The sequence below is a fragment of the Sphingobium limneticum genome, assembly GCF_008710165.1.
GTDB classification, from domain to species: Bacteria; Pseudomonadota; Alphaproteobacteria; order Sphingomonadales; family Sphingomonadaceae; genus Sphingobium; species Sphingobium limneticum.
In genome coordinates, this window is record NZ_VYQA01000002.1 from 309819 (window position 1) to 325044 (window position 15226).

22 protein-coding genes are annotated in these 15226 nt (G+C 60.8%); 16 read left to right on the forward strand and 6 right to left on the reverse strand.

Translation table 11 applies throughout. The features are described from left to right. A complete protein-coding gene (locus F4U95_RS03560; protein ID WP_150443113.1) occupies positions 1-1668 on the forward strand; it encodes a class I SAM-dependent methyltransferase in 1668 nt (555 codons plus the stop codon). A 301-nt stretch (positions 1669-1969) separates the two neighbouring features. Here the strand turns inward: F4U95_RS03560 and F4U95_RS03565 are convergent, their stop codons facing one another. Next, complete coding sequence (locus F4U95_RS03565) at positions 1970-2434, reverse strand: XRE family transcriptional regulator (protein ID WP_150424598.1); 465 nt, start codon at positions 2432-2434, stop codon at positions 1970-1972. A gap of 153 nt (positions 2435-2587) precedes the next feature. Here F4U95_RS03565 and F4U95_RS03570 point away from each other — a divergent pair, with 153 nt between their 5' ends. From F4U95_RS03570 to F4U95_RS03625, 13 genes are all read left to right on the forward strand, one after another. Further along, positions 2588-2887, forward strand: coding sequence for a carph-isopro domain-containing protein (locus tag F4U95_RS03570; RefSeq protein WP_150424599.1), 300 nt, complete (start codon positions 2588-2590; stop codon positions 2885-2887). A gap of 75 nt (positions 2888-2962) precedes the next feature. After that, positions 2963-3148 carry a hypothetical protein gene (locus tag F4U95_RS03575; protein WP_150424600.1) on the forward strand — a complete coding sequence of 62 codons (186 nt, stop codon included), beginning with the start codon at positions 2963-2965 and terminating at the stop codon, positions 3146-3148. Beyond that, entirely contained in the window at positions 3145-3423 is a 279-nt protein-coding gene (locus F4U95_RS03580) for a hypothetical protein (protein WP_150424601.1), read from the forward strand. The genes F4U95_RS03575 and F4U95_RS03580 overlap by 4 nt, the downstream gene beginning before the upstream one ends. Beyond that, a complete protein-coding gene (locus F4U95_RS03585; RefSeq protein ID WP_150424602.1) occupies positions 3420-3734 on the forward strand; it encodes a hypothetical protein in 315 nt (104 codons plus the stop codon). The genes F4U95_RS03580 and F4U95_RS03585 overlap by 4 nt, the downstream gene beginning before the upstream one ends. Then, complete coding sequence (locus F4U95_RS03590) at positions 3731-4219, forward strand: hypothetical protein (protein WP_150424603.1); 489 nt, start codon at positions 3731-3733, stop codon at positions 4217-4219. Before F4U95_RS03585 ends, F4U95_RS03590 begins: the two co-directional genes overlap by 4 nt. Before the next feature lie 23 nt (positions 4220-4242). Beyond that, positions 4243-4530, forward strand: a complete 288-nt coding sequence (locus F4U95_RS25510) for an ogr/Delta-like zinc finger family protein (protein ID WP_161600363.1) — start codon at positions 4243-4245, stop codon at positions 4528-4530. Between the two features lie 103 nt (positions 4531-4633). Beyond that, on the forward strand, positions 4634-5023 hold the full coding sequence (locus tag F4U95_RS03600) for a hypothetical protein (RefSeq protein ID WP_150424605.1): 390 nt from the start codon (positions 4634-4636) through the stop codon (positions 5021-5023). 94 nt (positions 5024-5117) lie between these two features. Further along, the gene (locus F4U95_RS03605; RefSeq protein WP_150424606.1) at positions 5118-5360 is read left to right on the forward strand and encodes a DUF2312 domain-containing protein; all 243 of its coding nucleotides are present in this window, start codon (positions 5118-5120) and stop codon (positions 5358-5360) included. Between the two features lie 83 nt (positions 5361-5443). Continuing rightward, positions 5444-5599, forward strand: a complete 156-nt coding sequence (locus F4U95_RS24540) for a hypothetical protein (protein WP_161600364.1) — start codon at positions 5444-5446, stop codon at positions 5597-5599. A gap of 1 nt (position 5600) precedes the next feature. Then, positions 5601-5804 (forward strand): hypothetical protein, encoded by a 204-nt coding sequence (locus F4U95_RS03610; RefSeq protein WP_150424607.1) that lies wholly within the window; start codon positions 5601-5603, stop codon positions 5802-5804. A gap of 7 nt (positions 5805-5811) precedes the next feature. After that, on the forward strand, positions 5812-6243 hold the full coding sequence (locus F4U95_RS03615) for a hypothetical protein (protein ID WP_150424608.1): 432 nt from the start codon (positions 5812-5814) through the stop codon (positions 6241-6243). A gap of 146 nt (positions 6244-6389) precedes the next feature. Further along, entirely contained in the window at positions 6390-7955 is a 1566-nt protein-coding gene (locus tag F4U95_RS03620; protein ID WP_150424609.1) for a recombinase family protein, read from the forward strand. Between the two features lie 127 nt (positions 7956-8082). Next, on the forward strand, positions 8083-9309 hold the full coding sequence (locus F4U95_RS03625; protein ID WP_150424610.1) for an NAD(P)/FAD-dependent oxidoreductase: 1227 nt from the start codon (positions 8083-8085) through the stop codon (positions 9307-9309). Between the two features lie 235 nt (positions 9310-9544). On the opposite strand, the gene F4U95_RS03630 is transcribed toward F4U95_RS03625, so the two are convergent. After that, the gene (locus tag F4U95_RS03630; protein WP_150424611.1) at positions 9545-10048 is read right to left on the reverse strand and encodes a 2'-5' RNA ligase family protein; all 504 of its coding nucleotides are present in this window, start codon (positions 10046-10048) and stop codon (positions 9545-9547) included. A gap of 90 nt (positions 10049-10138) precedes the next feature. Between F4U95_RS03630 and F4U95_RS03635 the strand changes: the two genes are divergently transcribed. Further along, positions 10139-10561: a sugar transporter gene (locus tag F4U95_RS03635; RefSeq protein WP_150424612.1), complete on the forward strand. Its 423-nt coding sequence runs from the start codon at positions 10139-10141 to the stop codon at positions 10559-10561. Between the two features lie 6 nt (positions 10562-10567). Here F4U95_RS03635 and mltG read toward each other — a convergent pair whose 3' ends face one another. From mltG to F4U95_RS03650, 3 genes are all read right to left on the reverse strand, one after another. Continuing rightward, the gene (mltG, locus tag F4U95_RS03640; protein ID WP_120249587.1) at positions 10568-11539 is read right to left on the reverse strand and encodes an endolytic transglycosylase MltG; all 972 of its coding nucleotides are present in this window, start codon (positions 11537-11539) and stop codon (positions 10568-10570) included. A gap of 125 nt (positions 11540-11664) precedes the next feature. Beyond that, positions 11665-12924, reverse strand: a complete 1260-nt coding sequence (fabF, locus tag F4U95_RS03645) for a beta-ketoacyl-ACP synthase II (protein ID WP_120249586.1) — start codon at positions 12922-12924, stop codon at positions 11665-11667. 181 nt (positions 12925-13105) lie between these two features. Further along, entirely contained in the window at positions 13106-13339 is a 234-nt protein-coding gene (locus F4U95_RS03650) for an acyl carrier protein (protein ID WP_007689016.1), read from the reverse strand. Positions 13340-13787: 448 nt separating this feature from the next. Between F4U95_RS03650 and F4U95_RS03655 the strand changes: the two genes are divergently transcribed. Further along, complete coding sequence (locus tag F4U95_RS03655; RefSeq protein WP_150443114.1) at positions 13788-14327, forward strand: hypothetical protein; 540 nt, start codon at positions 13788-13790, stop codon at positions 14325-14327. A 54-nt stretch (positions 14328-14381) separates the two neighbouring features. Here F4U95_RS03655 and fabG read toward each other — a convergent pair whose 3' ends face one another. After that, positions 14382-15122 (reverse strand): 3-oxoacyl-[acyl-carrier-protein] reductase, encoded by a 741-nt coding sequence (gene fabG / locus F4U95_RS03660; protein WP_120249584.1) that lies wholly within the window; start codon positions 15120-15122, stop codon positions 14382-14384. Positions 15123-15226 lie beyond the last annotated feature (104 nt).

A 15226-nucleotide genomic window follows, 5' to 3' on the forward strand; every position in this document is an offset into this window, starting at 1 on the left:
TTGACCGACACTAAAAACGAAAATCCGCTTAAGTCCTTGGCGATACGGCATGGTACCGATAAGTTCGGAATACACGACTATACGGGTATTTATTGGGATCATTTGAAGGATCTGCGCTCCCACCCAATTTCCTTATTGGAAATTGGCGTGGGGGGGTATGACGATCCTCATGAGGGCGGGGCTTCGCTGGCGATGTGGCGGGATTTCTTCCCTCAGGGGAAGATAGTCGGCATCGATGTTTTCAAAAAAGAGTTGAACTTGGGGCCTCGGGTCTCGATTGAGACAGGCTCTCAATCGGATGGAGATTTCCTCCGCGAAATAGCTGAGAGATATGGTCCGTTCGATGTCGTGATCGACGACGGAAGCCACGTCATGAGCGACGTGATCTATTCTTTCCAAAAACTTTTCAGCAGTCTGAAACCCGGTGGATTGTACATCGTCGAAGACAGCCAGACGTCTTTTTTTGAGGAGTTTGGAGGAGGAAGTCGCCAGGATGAAACGACCGTGATAGGGTACTTTTCGCAATTATTTGCGGATATCGATCATCGGGAAAAAGCAGTGAGATTCCCTGCGGAGAAGGCGAGCACTTTTGCCGCGAAGGTCAAGGCTATTTTCCGATACCATAATTTGATAATCCTGTCTGCCGGGCAGAACACCTATCCATCAAATTTTGATCTCCAATCTGCCGATGACGAGTTCATAGATGGCATAGTCGCTGAGCTCACTTCGGAGTCCGGGAAGCCAAACCATAACCGTTTATCTGTCCTCTTCGATTTTTTGCTGGCGGCTGGCAGGCATGATAGCGCCGCTACGGTGCTAAAATCGCTACAACGCCTCCGCCCACGCTCGTCTGGTCATAACCGGAGGAAGCAGCTTTTGGAAGAATCGGCAGCAAGAAAAACAAGGTCCAACACAGCAATGCCGAAAAAATTATGTTTTATGCATATCCCGAAGACAGCAGGCTCCTCGGTGAATGAATATTTCACCGCACTAGTTGGTGAAAACAAGTCAAAATCTTTCGCTGAACATGATGTATATGGCGGGGATACCGTAAAGAATTTATTGGAGAACTTTTCGTTTTTGTCAGGGCATTTATTTTACGGGGCCTTTTCTGACATTGATAAAGATGATATTCTCTTCACGATTTTGCGTGACCCGTATGAACATATTACAAGTCAATTGAAGTGGCTTAAAGGATACTCGCTAGATCATAGGGCGTTGGAGAAATCCGAATTAGCTTCGGAAGTGAGAGAGGTTGTGGACTTGGTCAGTCAAACATCACTGGAAAGCGTGCATGAATTGGATGAACTACTAATTCGACTGCCGCCATTTGGATTTCATCTATTGAATAATATGCAGTCTCGGTTCATCATCGGCGACTCTGGAAATTTTAATCCCCTTAGTCTTAGAGACATCGGATTTGTTGCTCAAAATCTGAAAAGATTTCATTTCGTGACCACTGTTGATGATCTGCCCCGTGTGATGCCTAAAATAGCAGCCGCCGCAGGATATGCTCCTCGAGCCTTCGATCAGCATGTCAATAAGGGCATCATAAGATCGGAAATCGATCTGACCAATAATCTGGTCCGACGAGTGCTGGAGAAGCATATTACTGTAGACCTGCTGCTGTATGACATGGTCAAATCAGGGCAGTTCGGACCCAACTAATATCTCGCGCCTGCGCCGGGCGGCGATAAAAATCCCCTTGATTTGCCGTGTCGCGGTGCCTTCTTTCACGTTTCGAACGACGCCCTTTGAACACCATCGAAAGCTGAGCCTTCTCTTGCAGATGGCTATGCCGTGCAGCCTGTTGCCCGTTTTGTCTATTGATCCCTTTCCTACATGTTCCTGCTTTGCCAATATGAGAACGAATCGGGAACACGCAAAGGCGCGCAGGTGGACTGGAAAGCGATCAGATTGACGCCAGGATGCGAACATGCCTGCACGACATGCACAGTTCGCTGCGCCGCTATGGTCGCGATTCGGGACGATCTGTGGCGGGAGATTGAGGAATTGCACCGCCTGCAAGCGATGCGACCGACGCTTGATCGAGCGAGAGAGGTCCGATCGCTGCAAGCCCAGCTGGCAGCCGCCGAGCGAGAATTTCAGCGGCTTCGTCCTTCGACGCCCCTTCCGGCACCAGCACGAGCAGGCTGCGGAACATATCGCGCAGGGCGACTTCACTAGGCAGGATAACCGGGAGCGAAATCGAAAGGAACGTCGGACGCTGCGATTCGATTTCGCGGGCTTCGGGTTCGGCCTCCGTGTCGGTAAGGCCAGCTAACACCATCACCTCTGCTGGATCGACCCCATAGCGCGTCAAGACCTCTGCTACGGCCCGCGTCAAATCGATTGGTAGCGCCGCTTTCTTGTATCGGTTCGGATCTTCGAAATACTGGTATCGCGAATGGCCGACGCCAAGTTCTTCGGCCATCCTCCTGATGGAAAGCGCTGGCTTCGCGCGTAGGCGCAGGGCTTTAAGTTTCGGACCGACAGCAGGCATGTCTGAAGGTGTACGAAGTTTTTGCACGCTGTCCGGTCAATTTATGTATTGATTGGCGTATACAAATATTATACGCCTTCCGGCATGGAACGTCATACGACTATCTTCGAACACTTCAACGGCATCCGCCCTATGGCGCGTGAGCTTGGAGAACATCCTTCGAACGTCGCTGCATGGAAGCGCGTCGGACGCATCCCGGCAGAAAAGCAGCCCCATGTACTGGCGGTAGGATTGAAGCTGGGCCTGCCCATCACGGCCGAACATGTCGTGTTCCCCCTCGGCCGCCCACACGCCGCCGATGCCGATCTACCGCCAACGCCCGCGCTCGTCCTTTGCGATCGGCCAGCCGATTCGCAACGGTGCGCCGCTGAACCAACCATCTGACGATTTTCAGGAAATGATCGGGCGGGCCTCTACTCCCGCCCGATCGGACCGCCCTTGTATGGAGCAAGACCGGACATGAATACGATCATCAAGGCACCGCCCCGCCGCAACCTGCAAAGCGACGATGCCACCACGAACCGCCCCGAAAACGCGGCGACCGGCAAACGTTGGCCCTATGGTGTCACAGACTGCGCGATCTTCCTCGCCATCGCCATGCCCCTCCTCTTCGCCATGTGCGCCACCGGAAGGCCCGGCGCATGAGCCAGAAGCCCGCAACGGATGCCGAACTATGGCAGCAATCGGAAGCAACCTGCTCGGCACAGTATGATAAGCTGTCTGCCAAGCATGATGACGCTCTGGCGCACCTGAGCCGCCTTGCGGATGCCGAAGCCCACTATCGCAAATCTCATGATCTGTACGGCAGCGATGATCGGCGTACCGGCCGTGCATGGGACGAGATGCGCCACGCGGGGGATGCCGCCCGCGCCCTAATCCTGAGTTCGTTCGTCGCACCTGAAGCTGAAGGCGAGTCATGATGTGTACCGTCATGGTCAAACGCGATGGGTTCGCCATGCCGCTCTACAGCTTCATCGACTGCTATCGCATGGTCCGTATCGATCGCTTCGCCCTGCCCGCAATTGCGGGCGATGCACGCCTGATGACCGTCGATGCCAGCGGCGTCGTTCATGAAGATTGCCGGGCCAATCAGATCGATCTGCGAGACGTTCTCGCCTTCCGCCCGATCGAGGGCCAGCAGGAACTGCAAGCCTGTATCGACTGCGGCACATCGAACGACGAAAGCGACGTCTGCGACGATTGCCATGCCGAACGGAGTTGGGACTGGTGACCAAGGTCCGCGCCCCCCTCTCCTTCTCGCTCGCCATCACGACGGTCATCGCCGTGGTTGGCTGGGCCGACGCCGGGCGCATCACGCGCCGCGCCAACCGCACCCTGCGCCATTGGAGCGAGAGTGACCGGAAGGGCACGCCGACGCTCGATCAGGCCATCGCCCTGGACCGCGCTTTTATTGAGGCTGGCGGCGACTATGCGCCGATCCTCGAAAGCTACGCCCGGCAACTCAACGTCACCCTTGCCGCGTCTATGGCCTGCCATGCCGCGCTGGGCGAAGACATCGCCGCCGTCTCCCGCGAAACCGCCGATGCGATCGGCGCAAGCATCCAGATCATTCAGCCCGGCGCGTCCCCGACCGCCGTGCACCGCGCCATTGCCGAAACGGAAGAAGCCGGGGTCCGCCTGACCCGCCTTCTGGGTCGGCTGAAATCCTTCTTGCCCGGCAATGGGGCCGCGCAGGGATACAGCGGGGGACGCTAAGAATGTCGGGACGATCGGTTCAAATGCCACATGTGACTTGCCCTGCGTGCGGGGGGCGCGCTTTCGCGCGCACCATCGGCAAGCGCAGCGCAACCTACCGGGAACTATATTATCACTGCCGCAACCCCGATGCCTGTGGGCATGAATTCGTCGTCGCAATGGAAGCGGTGCGGACCGTGAAGGTCAGCCGCTACCCTGCCCCCCTTTTCCGCCTGCCCATCAGCGGATGGCACGCGGCAGCCAATGACCGCGCTGCCAACGATGATGATCGCCCGCCCCATCACCCCTCTGCCGATGGCCTAGCCGTCTAGCTTCGCGGGCGTCCGCCCGCCGCCCACACCGACAACCTATCATCCGGCGCACCCCCGCTGCCGGAAACGCCCTTTCCTTGCCCAAAGAACAGGAGTTTCGATCATGCATCACGCCAATCTTTCGCGCTCCCCCGCGCCCACCCCGGTCATTCATCCATGGGACTATGTCGCCATGCGCCGCCGGGCCGCTGGCTTGTCCGTCGGGCAGGTGGCGCAGGCGCTGGGTGGCCGCGCCTACGAACGGCATCTGCGCCTGCTAGAAACGACCGGCATGCGCATCAGCATCGTGGCTGACCTCAATGTCGCCATGCCGTTCAGCGACGATGTCTATCGCCAGTTAGCGGACCTGCCCCCGCACCAGCATCCGCGCCTTTGTCAGCGCTGCGGATGGGACGAACGCACCGAAGTCCCGGACTGCGCGGACGGCTTCACCAGTTGGTCGCGGGACGACACGACGATCTGCACGCGCTGCGAACGGCAGGCGGCCGCATGAACGCCTTCGTCCGGGTCATCCTGATCCTCGCCGCCATCCTCGTCGCGCCCTTCATCATCGCCTGGGCGCTCACCAACCAAAAGGGAAATTGAACATGTCGGAAAAGAACGTCGCAGCGGATCAGCTGCGCTTGATGATCGAGCGTGTCGAACGCCTTGAAGAGGAAAAGAAGGGCATCGGAGACGACATCAAGGATGTCTATCTGGAGGCCAAAGCGACCGGCTACGATCCCAAAATCATGAAGACGATCGTGCGCCTGCGGAAGATGCAGCCACACGACCGGCAGGAAATGGAGGCCATCCTCCAGACCTATCTGGCCGCCCTCGGCATGGAGTGATGTGCAGCGCCCGGCATCCTGCCGGGCGTCCGTCCAACTGCGCCGGATTGACCCCGCGCCACCCGCATAAGGAATACCGTCCCATGGGACAGCACCGCCCCCTCAGCCTCGACCCCGCCGTCGCCCGCATTGTCGAAGCCCTCGCCGACCTGATGGTCGATCGCGACATCACCCGCCTGCGCGCCGCCATGCCCGCCCCCGCCGCCCCGCGCGCGGTGACCACGAGGGAGTGCAGCTGACATGACCAGCCTGTCCGTCGATCACCTCGATCTGCGCCCCGACGAAATGCTGACCATCGCTTTTCATAAGAAGACGGCGAAGTGGTGGGGCGTCGTCGGCCGCGACCGTGGCACACAGCGCGCCGTGGGCGAAGGCGACACGCCGATCGCCGCCTTGGGCGACGTCCTTATCCAGATGGGCCACCGGCCCACCAGCGCAAACTGACGCCGCCATGACCGCGCCCTCCCTCAACAGCCGTCGGCAAGGCAATCGCGCCATCCTCTGCCTCGCGATTCTGGAACGCGCGGCCAATGCTGGCGCGACCTGTCCGACCAATGCCGAACTGGCCGACATGCTCGGTTATGCCAGCGGCAATGGTCCATCCGGTTTGATCAACCTGCTTGAGGTATCCGGCCTCATCGCCGTCCACCGCAGCAACAGCGGCCGTGTCGTCACGATCGCGAAGACCGGCAAGCGCACTGCCGGTGTTATCCTGAAACGGCGTCTCAAAGACTGGTCGGCTGATCAGGATGCAATCATGATGGACGCATTGGCAGCCGACACTGGCTTCACTGCCATCGGCCGCATGATCGGCAAAAGCAAAAGCGCCTGCATCAGCCGCTTCCACAAGATCGCCGCCGCAATGGGGGAGCAAGCCCAGTGATGCGCCGCACGCCTTCAATCTGTGAGTGTGCGACCTGTCGCGCACTGGACCGGGCGCACCCCAACGAAGGCCGTCAGATCGCTATGTTCGCGGCTCCGACGCCGCGCAAAAGCAGGTCTGCGTCAATGAAGGGTACGCGCTGAAACATGCGCACGATCCTCTATGCTCGCTTTTCATCGGATCTGCAAAACCCGCTTTCGACTGCCGACCAGTTGGCGTCGATGCAGGAACGGGCGGCCCGCGAAGGCTGGACCGTCATCGACACCTATTTCGATGATGAGGTCAGTGGCCGCGCCGGGATCAGTGAAATGCAGCGCCCTGGCTTGAATGCCATGCTGGCCCGCGTTGAGCGAGGCGACGTAGATCAGATCTTAGCTGAGGCAACCGATCGTATCGCCCGCCACATCGGTGATGCCCACGCCATTCGCGAACATCTGGAGCACTTCGGCGCGCGCCTGTTTACGCTCAGCGACGGCTATGTCGATGAAATCACCGGCACCATCAAGGGTTTGATGGACGCACGATTTTTGAAGGATCTGGCTGAGAAAATTAAGCGCGGCCAGCGCGGCCAGCATGGGCGCGGCTTCAACGCTGGTGGTCTCGCCTATGGCTATAACGTTGTCAAAAAGATCGGCGATGATGGGGAAATCGTGCGCGGGATCTTGGAGGTAAACGAAGAGGAAGCCGCAATCGTGCGCCGTATCTTTGACGACACGATCGCAGGCGTATCGGCCCGCGCGATCGTCAAGGCTTTGAACGAGGAAGGTGTGCCCTCGCCCGGCGGAAAACTATGGGCGACGAATGTGATTCATGGCGACCGTATCCGGGCCAACGGTATCCTGCGGAACAATATCTATCGTGGTGTCATGGTCTATGGCCGCACGCGCCGGGTCTATCATCCAAAGACCCGGCGCTATGTGGCGCGCGTCAACCCGGTGACCGAATGGCGCTTCATGGAAGTGCCGCATCTCCGCATCGTCTCAGACGAACAATGGGCGACGATCGAAGAACGCTATTCCGCTTTTGACGGCGATATTCGCAAACTGGAAAAGCGCCCTAAGCGCCTCCTGTCGAAGCTCGGCAAATGTGGCGAATGTGGCGGCACATGGACCGTTATCGGTCCCGACAAGTGGGGCTGCTCTGCGCGCAAGGCAAAGGGCATCTGCACCAATACCCGCACCATATCCACGCGGCTCTATGAGCAGCGCGTGTTGGGCCAGATAAAGCATATCTTGCTCGATCCCGAAGCCGTCGCACTCTTTGTGGACCGCTACAATATCGGTATCCGCAAGCGTCAGGCCGAAGCCGGGTCAAATCGCGCACCCTTGGAGCGCAAGGCGGCAGATCTCAAAAGCAAGGTCACGCGCCTGGTCGATGCAATCGCTGACGGCGCGGGCGAATTTCAGGAGGTAAAGGATCGCCTGCGCACCGCCCGCGCCGATCTGGCCGACGTCCAGCGCCAGCTTGCGGCGATGAAAGAAGCAGTACCGCTCGAATTGTCGAGCGATCTGGCCGACCGCTACCGCCTCTACATTGCCGAACTGGACGCTGCCCTTGCAACCGAAGGCACCGCCAGAGAACGCGCAGCAGCAGCGATTCGAGAATTAATCGACACCATCACCCTGACGGCAAAAGCCGATGGCCGTGGCGTAGATATCGAAGTTACCGGCCGCATGGCCAACATCATCAACCTAGCAAAGAATTCGGGATAGGTATCTTTCCGTTGTGAGCGTTCCTCCGCTACCATTTTATTACTGCAACAACGCACATCCTCCTTGCCTCTCCTGGCAAAGCGCGCCAATCACCCTGCCGAATAGGGCAGAAGAGGATATTGGCGGCATGAGCTATTATGACGTTCTGATCGTGGGTGCGGGCCATGCGGGGGCGCAGGCGGGAATCGCGCTGCGACAGGCTGGCTTCGACGGCACGGTCGCCATGATCGGCGACGAGCAATATCCGCCCTACGAACGTCCGCCGCTTTCCAAGGAATATTTCGCGGGCGACAAGAGCTTCGATCGCATCCTGATCCGCCCTGCCGCTTTCTGGGGCGAGCGCAAGATCGACATGCTGCTGGGCAAGCGCGTCAGGAGTGTCGATCCCGAAGGCAAGTTCGTGACCATAGGCGACGAGGAAATCGGCTATGGCAAGCTGATCTGGTGTACCGGCGGCAGCCCACGCATGCTGACCTGCAATGGCGCGGACGCGCATAATGTCCATGCCGTGCGCCGCCGCGACGATGTCGACGCGATGATGGCGAAGATCGACAGCATCAACCATGTGACCATCATCGGCGGCGGCTATATCGGGCTGGAGGCTGCGGCCGTATTGTCGAAGTTCGGCAAGACGGTCGTGCTGCTGGAGGCGCTGGACCGGGTGCTGGCGCGCGTGGCGGGCGAAGACCTGTCGCGCTTCTACGAGGCGGAGCATCGCGCCCATGGCGTGGACCTGCGCACCGGCGCGCGGATGGATTGTATCGAAGTCGCCGACGGAAAGGCGACCGCCGTGCTGATGCAGGATGGCGAGCGGATCGAAACCGACATGGTGATCGTGGGCATCGGCATCATCCCCGAAACCGGCCCGCTGATCGCGGCGGGCGCAGCCGGTGGCAATGGCGTGGATGTGGATGAATTTTGCCGCACCAGCCTGCCCGACATCTATGCCGTGGGCGATTGCGCGGCGCATGCGAACCGCTTTGCCGGCGGCGCGCAGATGCGGCTGGAATCGGTGCAGAATGCCAATGATCAGGCCAAGGTCGCAGTGGCGCATATCCTGGGCAAGGCGGAGGCCTATGACGCCGTGCCATGGTTCTGGTCGAACCAATATGATCTGAAGTTGCAGACGGTGGGCCTGTCGACCGGTTTCGACCAGACCGTCACGCGCGGCGATCCGGCCAGCCGCAGCTTTTCGGTCGTGTATCTGAAGGGCGGCAAGGTGATCGCGCTGGATTGCGTCAACATGGTCAAGGATTATGTGCAGGGCCGCGCCCATGTGATTGCCGGTGCGGCGCTGGACGTGGCGCAGCTGGGCGATGCGAGCGTGCCGTTGAAGGAAGTAGGGCTGGCGTAAGGGTTGGGTGCGGTAGGTGGAGGGCACTTCACTTGCCCTCTCCCGTTTTCACGGGAGAGGCTACGGAGACTTGGCAGCTTGCTGCCTAGTTGATGTCGGTGAGGGTCTTTTTTCCTTATAGAGGTCTGCTGTGGAAGTGCGGAAGAAAAACCCTCACCCAACCCTCTCCCGTGAAAAACGGGAGAGGGCTAAGGCAACCGGACGTCCGCTCCCCTCCTCCCCCGGCCATTACCCCTCACCCCCTGAACATGGCCTTCATCGCCGGTTCCCAAGGGCCGCCGCGATAATGCCAGGCGGCAAGGCCTACGATCTTCAACGGCCGCGGGTGGAAATCCTGGCCGAGCATCGCCGCCAGCGCCTTTGCCTCGACCGGCGCGACCTTGTTCTGGACGGTGATGTGCAGGCGCGGGCGGGCCTGATCCTGCGGCGTCAGCAGGCCCGCAAAGGCATCGGCCAGATCATCGCGCATCGCCATCAGCGCCGGGCTGTCCACACGGAACGCCACGCCCGGGCCCAGCAACATCACCTCCGTCAGCCGCGCAGGCGGCGGCGGCCCGGCGCAGAGCCGTTTGAGGCGGGCGGACACCTCTTCCAGCGCGGAAGGCGGCAAATGGTGGAACAGCGTCAGATGCGCGGACAGGATATTGCGATCCGGCGGAAAATGCGCGCGGCGCAGGCCGTCCGCCCAGGCGAAATCGGCCGCACCCAACAGCGCCGTGACGATGATCGGCGCGCTCATCGGACGGGCTTCCGTCGGCGGCCAAGCAGGCGTAGGATGCGATCATAACGGCTGCGTACCATCGGGCCGTCGCTTCGGGAGGGAGTCATCATGTCGGCACCGCGTTCCTTCATCCTTATCGCCATCGCGTTCCTGCTCTGGAACCTGATGGGGATTGCCTCCTTCGTCATGCAATATCTGATGGACCTGAACGCACTGGCCAAAACGGATCCCGGCGGCGCGCAGATTTTCGCCGCCATGCCTGCCTGGCTATGGCTGGATTATGGCATCGCGGTGCTGGCCGGATTTGGCGGCGCGCTCTTCCTGCTGCTGCGCAAACAGGCGGCGGTGCAGCTGTTCCTGTTGTCGTTGATCGCGGTGGTGGTGCAGTTCGGCTATGTCTTTGCCGCCACGCCGATCATCGCGATCAAGGGCGTGATGGTGGCGACCGCCTTTCCGATCCTAATCTTCGTCATCGCGATCGTGCAATGGCGCTATGCCAGCGCGCAGCGGGCGAAGGGGATCATCCGCTAAATATCGTCAAAGCTCCCCGCGCGCGCGGCGGATTTCGAACCATTTGCGCACATTTTCATTATGCTGCTGGTAGGTGTCGGCGAAGATATGGCCGCCCTTGCCGTCGGCCACGAAGTATAACGCCTTGGTCTGCGCCGGATGCAACACCGCGAGGATGGACAAGCGCCCCGGATTGGCGATCGGCCCCTTGGGCAGGCCAACCATCGCATAAGTGTTGTAATCGTTCACCGCCGCGATTTCCGACTTGCGGATGCGGCGCCCCAGTGGCTTGCCCTTGGTGATCGGGTAGATGATCGTCGGGTCCGCCTGCAACATCATGTTGGTGCGCAGGCGGTTGGCATAGACGCCCGCGACCGTCGGCCGTTCCGCGGGAACGCCGGTTTCCTTTTCGACGATGCTGGCCAGGATGACGGCCTCACGCGGGGTCTTCACCACCAGCCCCTGCCCCCGCTCGGCCCAGAGTTGCGCGAGCAGCTTGTCCATCGCCGCCTGCATGCGTTTCAGCACGGCGGCACGCGGCTCGCCCTTGTCGAAGGCATAGCTGTCGGGCAGAACGCTGCCTTCCTCCGGCACCTTGATATCGCCGGTCAGCTGGTCGTTGGCCATCAACCGCTCGTAGACCAGGATGGAGGGCATCCCCTCGGGTATGGTGACGAGGCGGGTGAGCGTCTTGCCGCCTTGCAGGATGGAGAGGATGTCGCTGTTGCTGGCGCCGGCGGGGATGGTGAATTCGCCCGCCTTGATCGATTTGCCCGCGCCGAAAACCTTGGCCCGCGTCAGGAAAGCGTCGGCGGAGCGCACGGCGCCCGCCTGTTTCAGCAGGACCGCCGCGTCGGACAGGGTCGATCCTTCGGGCACGATGACGCTGACGTCCTGCGTCGCCGGTCCCTGTTCGCTCCAGCCATAGACGAAGCGAAAGCCGATGAAAGCCGCGACGGCGAGGCCTATCAGAAGGACGACGCAGCCCAGGCGGCGCATCGGATTGCCGGATCGTCTTGCCATGGATTAGCACGTTCCCCGGCGAAAGCCGGGGTGCAGTTCGGACGCCGCTGCTGGACCCCGGCCTTCGCCGGGGAACAACGAAACGGGCCGGGCCATCATTGTCAGATCGCCTTCATGATGAGCGAGGCGTTGGTGCCGCCGAAGCCGAACGAGTTGTTCAGAACCGCGCGCACCTTGCGTTCCTTGGCGACGTGCGGGACCAGGTCCACGCCCTTGCAGCTTTCGCTCGGTTCATCGAGGTTCAGCGTCGGCGGCACGATCTGGTCGCGCATGGCGAGGATGCAGAAGATGCTCTCCACCGCGCCCGCGCCGCCCAGCAGATGCCCGATGGCCGACTTGGTGGAGGACATCGACATGGTGGACAGGTTGTCGCCGAACAGACGCTTGACCGCGCCCAGTTCCAGCTCGTCGCCCAGCGGGGTCGAGGTGCCGTGCGCGTTCACATAGTCGATGTCCTCAAGGCTGAGGCCCGACTTTTTGAGCGCCATCTGCATCGAACGGAAGCCACCCGAGCCTTCGGGATGCGGGGCGGTGACGTGGTACGCGTCGCCCGACAGGCCGTAACCGATGACTTCGGCATAGATTTTCGCGCCACGCTTCTTGGCATGCTCATATTCTTCGAGCACGACCACGCCCGCGCCTTCGCCCATGACGAAGCCGTCACGGTTGACGTCATAGGGACGGCTCGCCTTTTCCGGCGTGTCGTTGAAATTGGTGCTGAGCGCGCGCGCCTGGGCGAAGCCGGCGATGCCGATCGGGCAGATCGCGCTTTCCGCGCCGCCCGCCAGCATGACGTCGGCATCGTCCATCGCGATCATGCGCGCGGCGTCGCCGATCGAGTGGGCGCCGGTCGAACAGGCGGTGACGACCGCATGGTTCGGCCCCATCAGGCCATATTTGATCGACACCTGGCCGGAGATCAGGTTGATCAGGCGACCATGGACGAAGTGCGGCGACACGCGGCTCGGCCCCTTGGTGGCCAGCACCTGCGATTCGCTTTCGATGCCCGGCAGACCACCGATGCCCGAACCGATCGAGCAACCGGCGCGCAGTCGTTCTTCTTCCGACATATTGTCCAGGCCCGCATCGCGCAGCGCTTCGCTGGCGGCGGAAATGCCATAGACGATGAAGGGATCGACCTGACGCTGGATCTTGTGATCGACGTCCAGGCTGGCGTCATAGCCATATTCATGACCCACCGGTTTCACTTCGCAGGCGATGCGGCATTTATATTCGCTGGCGTCGAAGCGGGCGATGGTGGCCGCGCCCGATTTGGAAGCAATGATATTCTTCCAGCTGGTTTCGACATTCCCGCCCAGCGGGCTGACCATGCCAAGGCCGGTTACGACGACGCGACGCATATGCTTGCTCCGAAATATTCTCTTTGGCTCAACGCCGTTCCATCTAGTCGCTTGAACCGGATTTGTGAACGGCGCACCAGATACGAAAAGGCTCCCCGCGCTCCGGGGTCACCGGACAGGAGGAGCCATTTCCTAACGCGCAGGGCGGCCCGAGCGAACGACGCGCGGGCCGCAAAACGCCTTACTGCTTGCTGTCGATATAGTCGATCGCGTCCTTGACGGTGGCGATCTTCTCGGCAGCGTCGTCGGGGATTTCGACGCCGAATTCTTCTTCGAACGCCATCACCAGTTCGACGATGTCCAGGCTGTCCGCGCCCAGATCGTCAATGAAGCTGGCGTCCTCGGTCACCTTCTCGGCTTCAACGCCCAGATGCTCGACGACGATTTTCTTTACGCGATCCGCGGTCTCACTCATGAGTGGTCCTTCTTACTGGGTATCGTTGGTGGTTCTGAATAACCGTTAAGGCATTGCCCTAGTGCCAAGCTCCGATAGAGGCAAGAGGCAAGGCCGCCAAGCCCCTTCATTCGCTCTGGCAAGGTTGAAGCCATAAAAACCGCCCTTTTGTCACATGAAAACAGTCGATTTTCCGGAATTTCAGCGACTTCGCGGGCGTGGGGGCACCATGGCGCCCTGCCCCCAACCCGATTCACCTGTCATGCCGCCCCCTGAGCGATCGGTGTCTTTCCTGTCGCTAGCAAGGGCGATCATCGGCCTCCTGCCCCCTTCGCGGCCACCAGCGGTGCGGCAGATTCGCACGCCATGGGGCACCCCGGCGTCTGGACCGCAGGTGGAATGCTGCGTTACCATGGCCCGACCTGATGCTGCGGAGGATATGCTTGTGATATGGGGGTCAGCGCTGCTGATGATGGCGGCCACAGCGCAGCCGGGCGCCGCGCATGCCGCCAGCGCGCAACATCGCGCAGCGCAGAAGCTTGGCCTGCCGGCCGATGCGGTGAACGTTACCCCGGCGACATGGAATGGCCGGCCATGGGTGTTCGCGGACTATCTGACCGGCAAGCCGGACGAGGACGAACGGCAGCTGGTGATGCTGGACGAGCAGATGGCCCGCGCGCCGGTTCAGGTCACGGTCGGCGAGCAGGAAGGCGGCGTGCCCCGCATCCTGGCCATCGGCTTTGCCAATGCGGACCGGGACGAGGCGCGCGAACTGATCGTCATCCTCGCCTGGGACATCCGCCATTATGACGTCAGCGGCACCATGTACGGCATCCGCATATTGGACGACTGGAAGCCGGGCCAGAGCGCGCTGCGCCCTGTCGCGGCGGCCGAGCGATTGTTCAAACAATATGCGTGCGATTGCGGGCGGCGCGACGGGTCGGACACGGTGGCGAAGGTGAAGACCATTGCGGCAGTGAAGCAGGTGCTGAAACGGGCGGGATATTAAAAGGGCCGGAACGCGCAGCGCCCGGCCCCTTTTCCATCCTGTCGCGCGACGCGATCAGATCATCGCCATGCCGCCATTCACATGCAGCGTCTGGCCGGTCACGTAGCCCGCTTCCTTGCTCGCCAGATAGACGACCGCGGCGCCGATATCGTCGCCGCTGCCCAGATCGCCGGCCGGGATCTTCGTCAGGATCGCGCCCTTTTGCGTGTCGTTCAGCGCATCGGTCATGGCAGAGCGGATGAAGCCCGGCGCCACGCAGTTGACGGTGATGCCACGGCTCGCCAGTTCCTGCCCCAGCGACTTGGACATGCCGATGATGCCTGCCTTCGACGCGCAATAATTGGCCTGCCCCGGATTGCCGGTGACGCCCACGACCGAGGTGATGGAAATGATGCGGCCGAAGCGCGCCTTCATCATCGGCTTGGCGGCGGCACGGACCAGGCGGAAAGCGGCTTCCAGATTGACCGAAATGACATCGCGCCATTCCTCATCCTTCATGCGCAGGATCAAATTGTCGCGGGTGATACCGGCATTGTTGACGAGGATATCGACCTTGCCGCCCAATGCTTCCACCGCCTGCGGCACCAGCGCATCGACCGAGGCCGGATCGCTGAGGTTGCACACCAGAGTTTTGTGATCGCCGCCCAGTTCGGCAGCGAAAGCCTTGAGCTTGTCCTCATTGCTGCCCGACAGCGCGAGCGTCGCACCGCGCGCCGCCAGCGCCCTGGCGATCGAAGACCCGATGCCACCGGAAGCGCCAGTCACCAGCGCGGTCATGCCTGTAAGGTCGAACATAAAGATGCCTTTCATCCAAATCTGTTCGTCATTCCCGCGACCCGAAGGGCGACCGCAGGTCAAAGCGGGAACCCATCTCCTGACCTTTCGGCCTGTTGCGCCGT

Coding starts and splice junctions, on each gene's coding strand:
- F4U95_RS03585 (WP_150424602.1), top strand. CDS start 3,420: ATGATGTGTACCGTCATGGTCAAACGCGATGGGTTCGCCATGCCGCTC.
- mltG (WP_120249587.1), bottom strand. CDS start 11,539: ATGCGCCGCCTGGGCTGCGTCGTCCTTCTGATAGGCCTCGCCGTCGCG.
- F4U95_RS03625 (WP_150424610.1), top strand. CDS start 8,083: ATGAGCTATTATGACGTTCTGATCGTGGGTGCGGGCCATGCGGGGGCG.
- fabF (WP_120249586.1), bottom strand. CDS start 12,924: ATGCGTCGCGTCGTCGTAACCGGCCTTGGCATGGTCAGCCCGCTGGGC.
- F4U95_RS03565 (WP_150424598.1), bottom strand. CDS start 2,434: ATGGCCGAAGAACTTGGCGTCGGCCATTCGCGATACCAGTATTTCGAA.
- F4U95_RS03630 (WP_150424611.1), bottom strand. CDS start 10,048: ATGAGCGCGCCGATCATCGTCACGGCGCTGTTGGGTGCGGCCGATTTC.
- F4U95_RS03615 (WP_150424608.1), top strand. CDS start 5,812: ATGACCGCGCCCTCCCTCAACAGCCGTCGGCAAGGCAATCGCGCCATC.
- F4U95_RS03620 (WP_150424609.1), top strand. CDS start 6,390: ATGCGCACGATCCTCTATGCTCGCTTTTCATCGGATCTGCAAAACCCG.
- F4U95_RS03570 (WP_150424599.1), top strand. CDS start 2,588: ATGGAACGTCATACGACTATCTTCGAACACTTCAACGGCATCCGCCCT.
- F4U95_RS03650 (WP_007689016.1), bottom strand. CDS start 13,339: ATGAGTGAGACCGCGGATCGCGTAAAGAAAATCGTCGTCGAGCATCTG.
- F4U95_RS03600 (WP_150424605.1), top strand. CDS start 4,634: ATGCATCACGCCAATCTTTCGCGCTCCCCCGCGCCCACCCCGGTCATT.
- F4U95_RS03605 (WP_150424606.1), top strand. CDS start 5,118: ATGTCGGAAAAGAACGTCGCAGCGGATCAGCTGCGCTTGATGATCGAG.
- F4U95_RS03635 (WP_150424612.1), top strand. CDS start 10,139: ATGTCGGCACCGCGTTCCTTCATCCTTATCGCCATCGCGTTCCTGCTC.
- fabG (WP_120249584.1), bottom strand. CDS start 15,122: ATGTTCGACCTTACAGGCATGACCGCGCTGGTGACTGGCGCTTCCGGT.
- F4U95_RS25510 (WP_161600363.1), top strand. CDS start 4,243: ATGCCACATGTGACTTGCCCTGCGTGCGGGGGGCGCGCTTTCGCGCGC.
- F4U95_RS24540 (WP_161600364.1), top strand. CDS start 5,444: ATGGGACAGCACCGCCCCCTCAGCCTCGACCCCGCCGTCGCCCGCATT.
- F4U95_RS03655 (WP_150443114.1), top strand. CDS start 13,788: ATGATGGCGGCCACAGCGCAGCCGGGCGCCGCGCATGCCGCCAGCGCG.
- F4U95_RS03575 (WP_150424600.1), top strand. CDS start 2,963: ATGAATACGATCATCAAGGCACCGCCCCGCCGCAACCTGCAAAGCGAC.
- F4U95_RS03580 (WP_150424601.1), top strand. CDS start 3,145: ATGAGCCAGAAGCCCGCAACGGATGCCGAACTATGGCAGCAATCGGAA.
- F4U95_RS03610 (WP_150424607.1), top strand. CDS start 5,601: ATGACCAGCCTGTCCGTCGATCACCTCGATCTGCGCCCCGACGAAATG.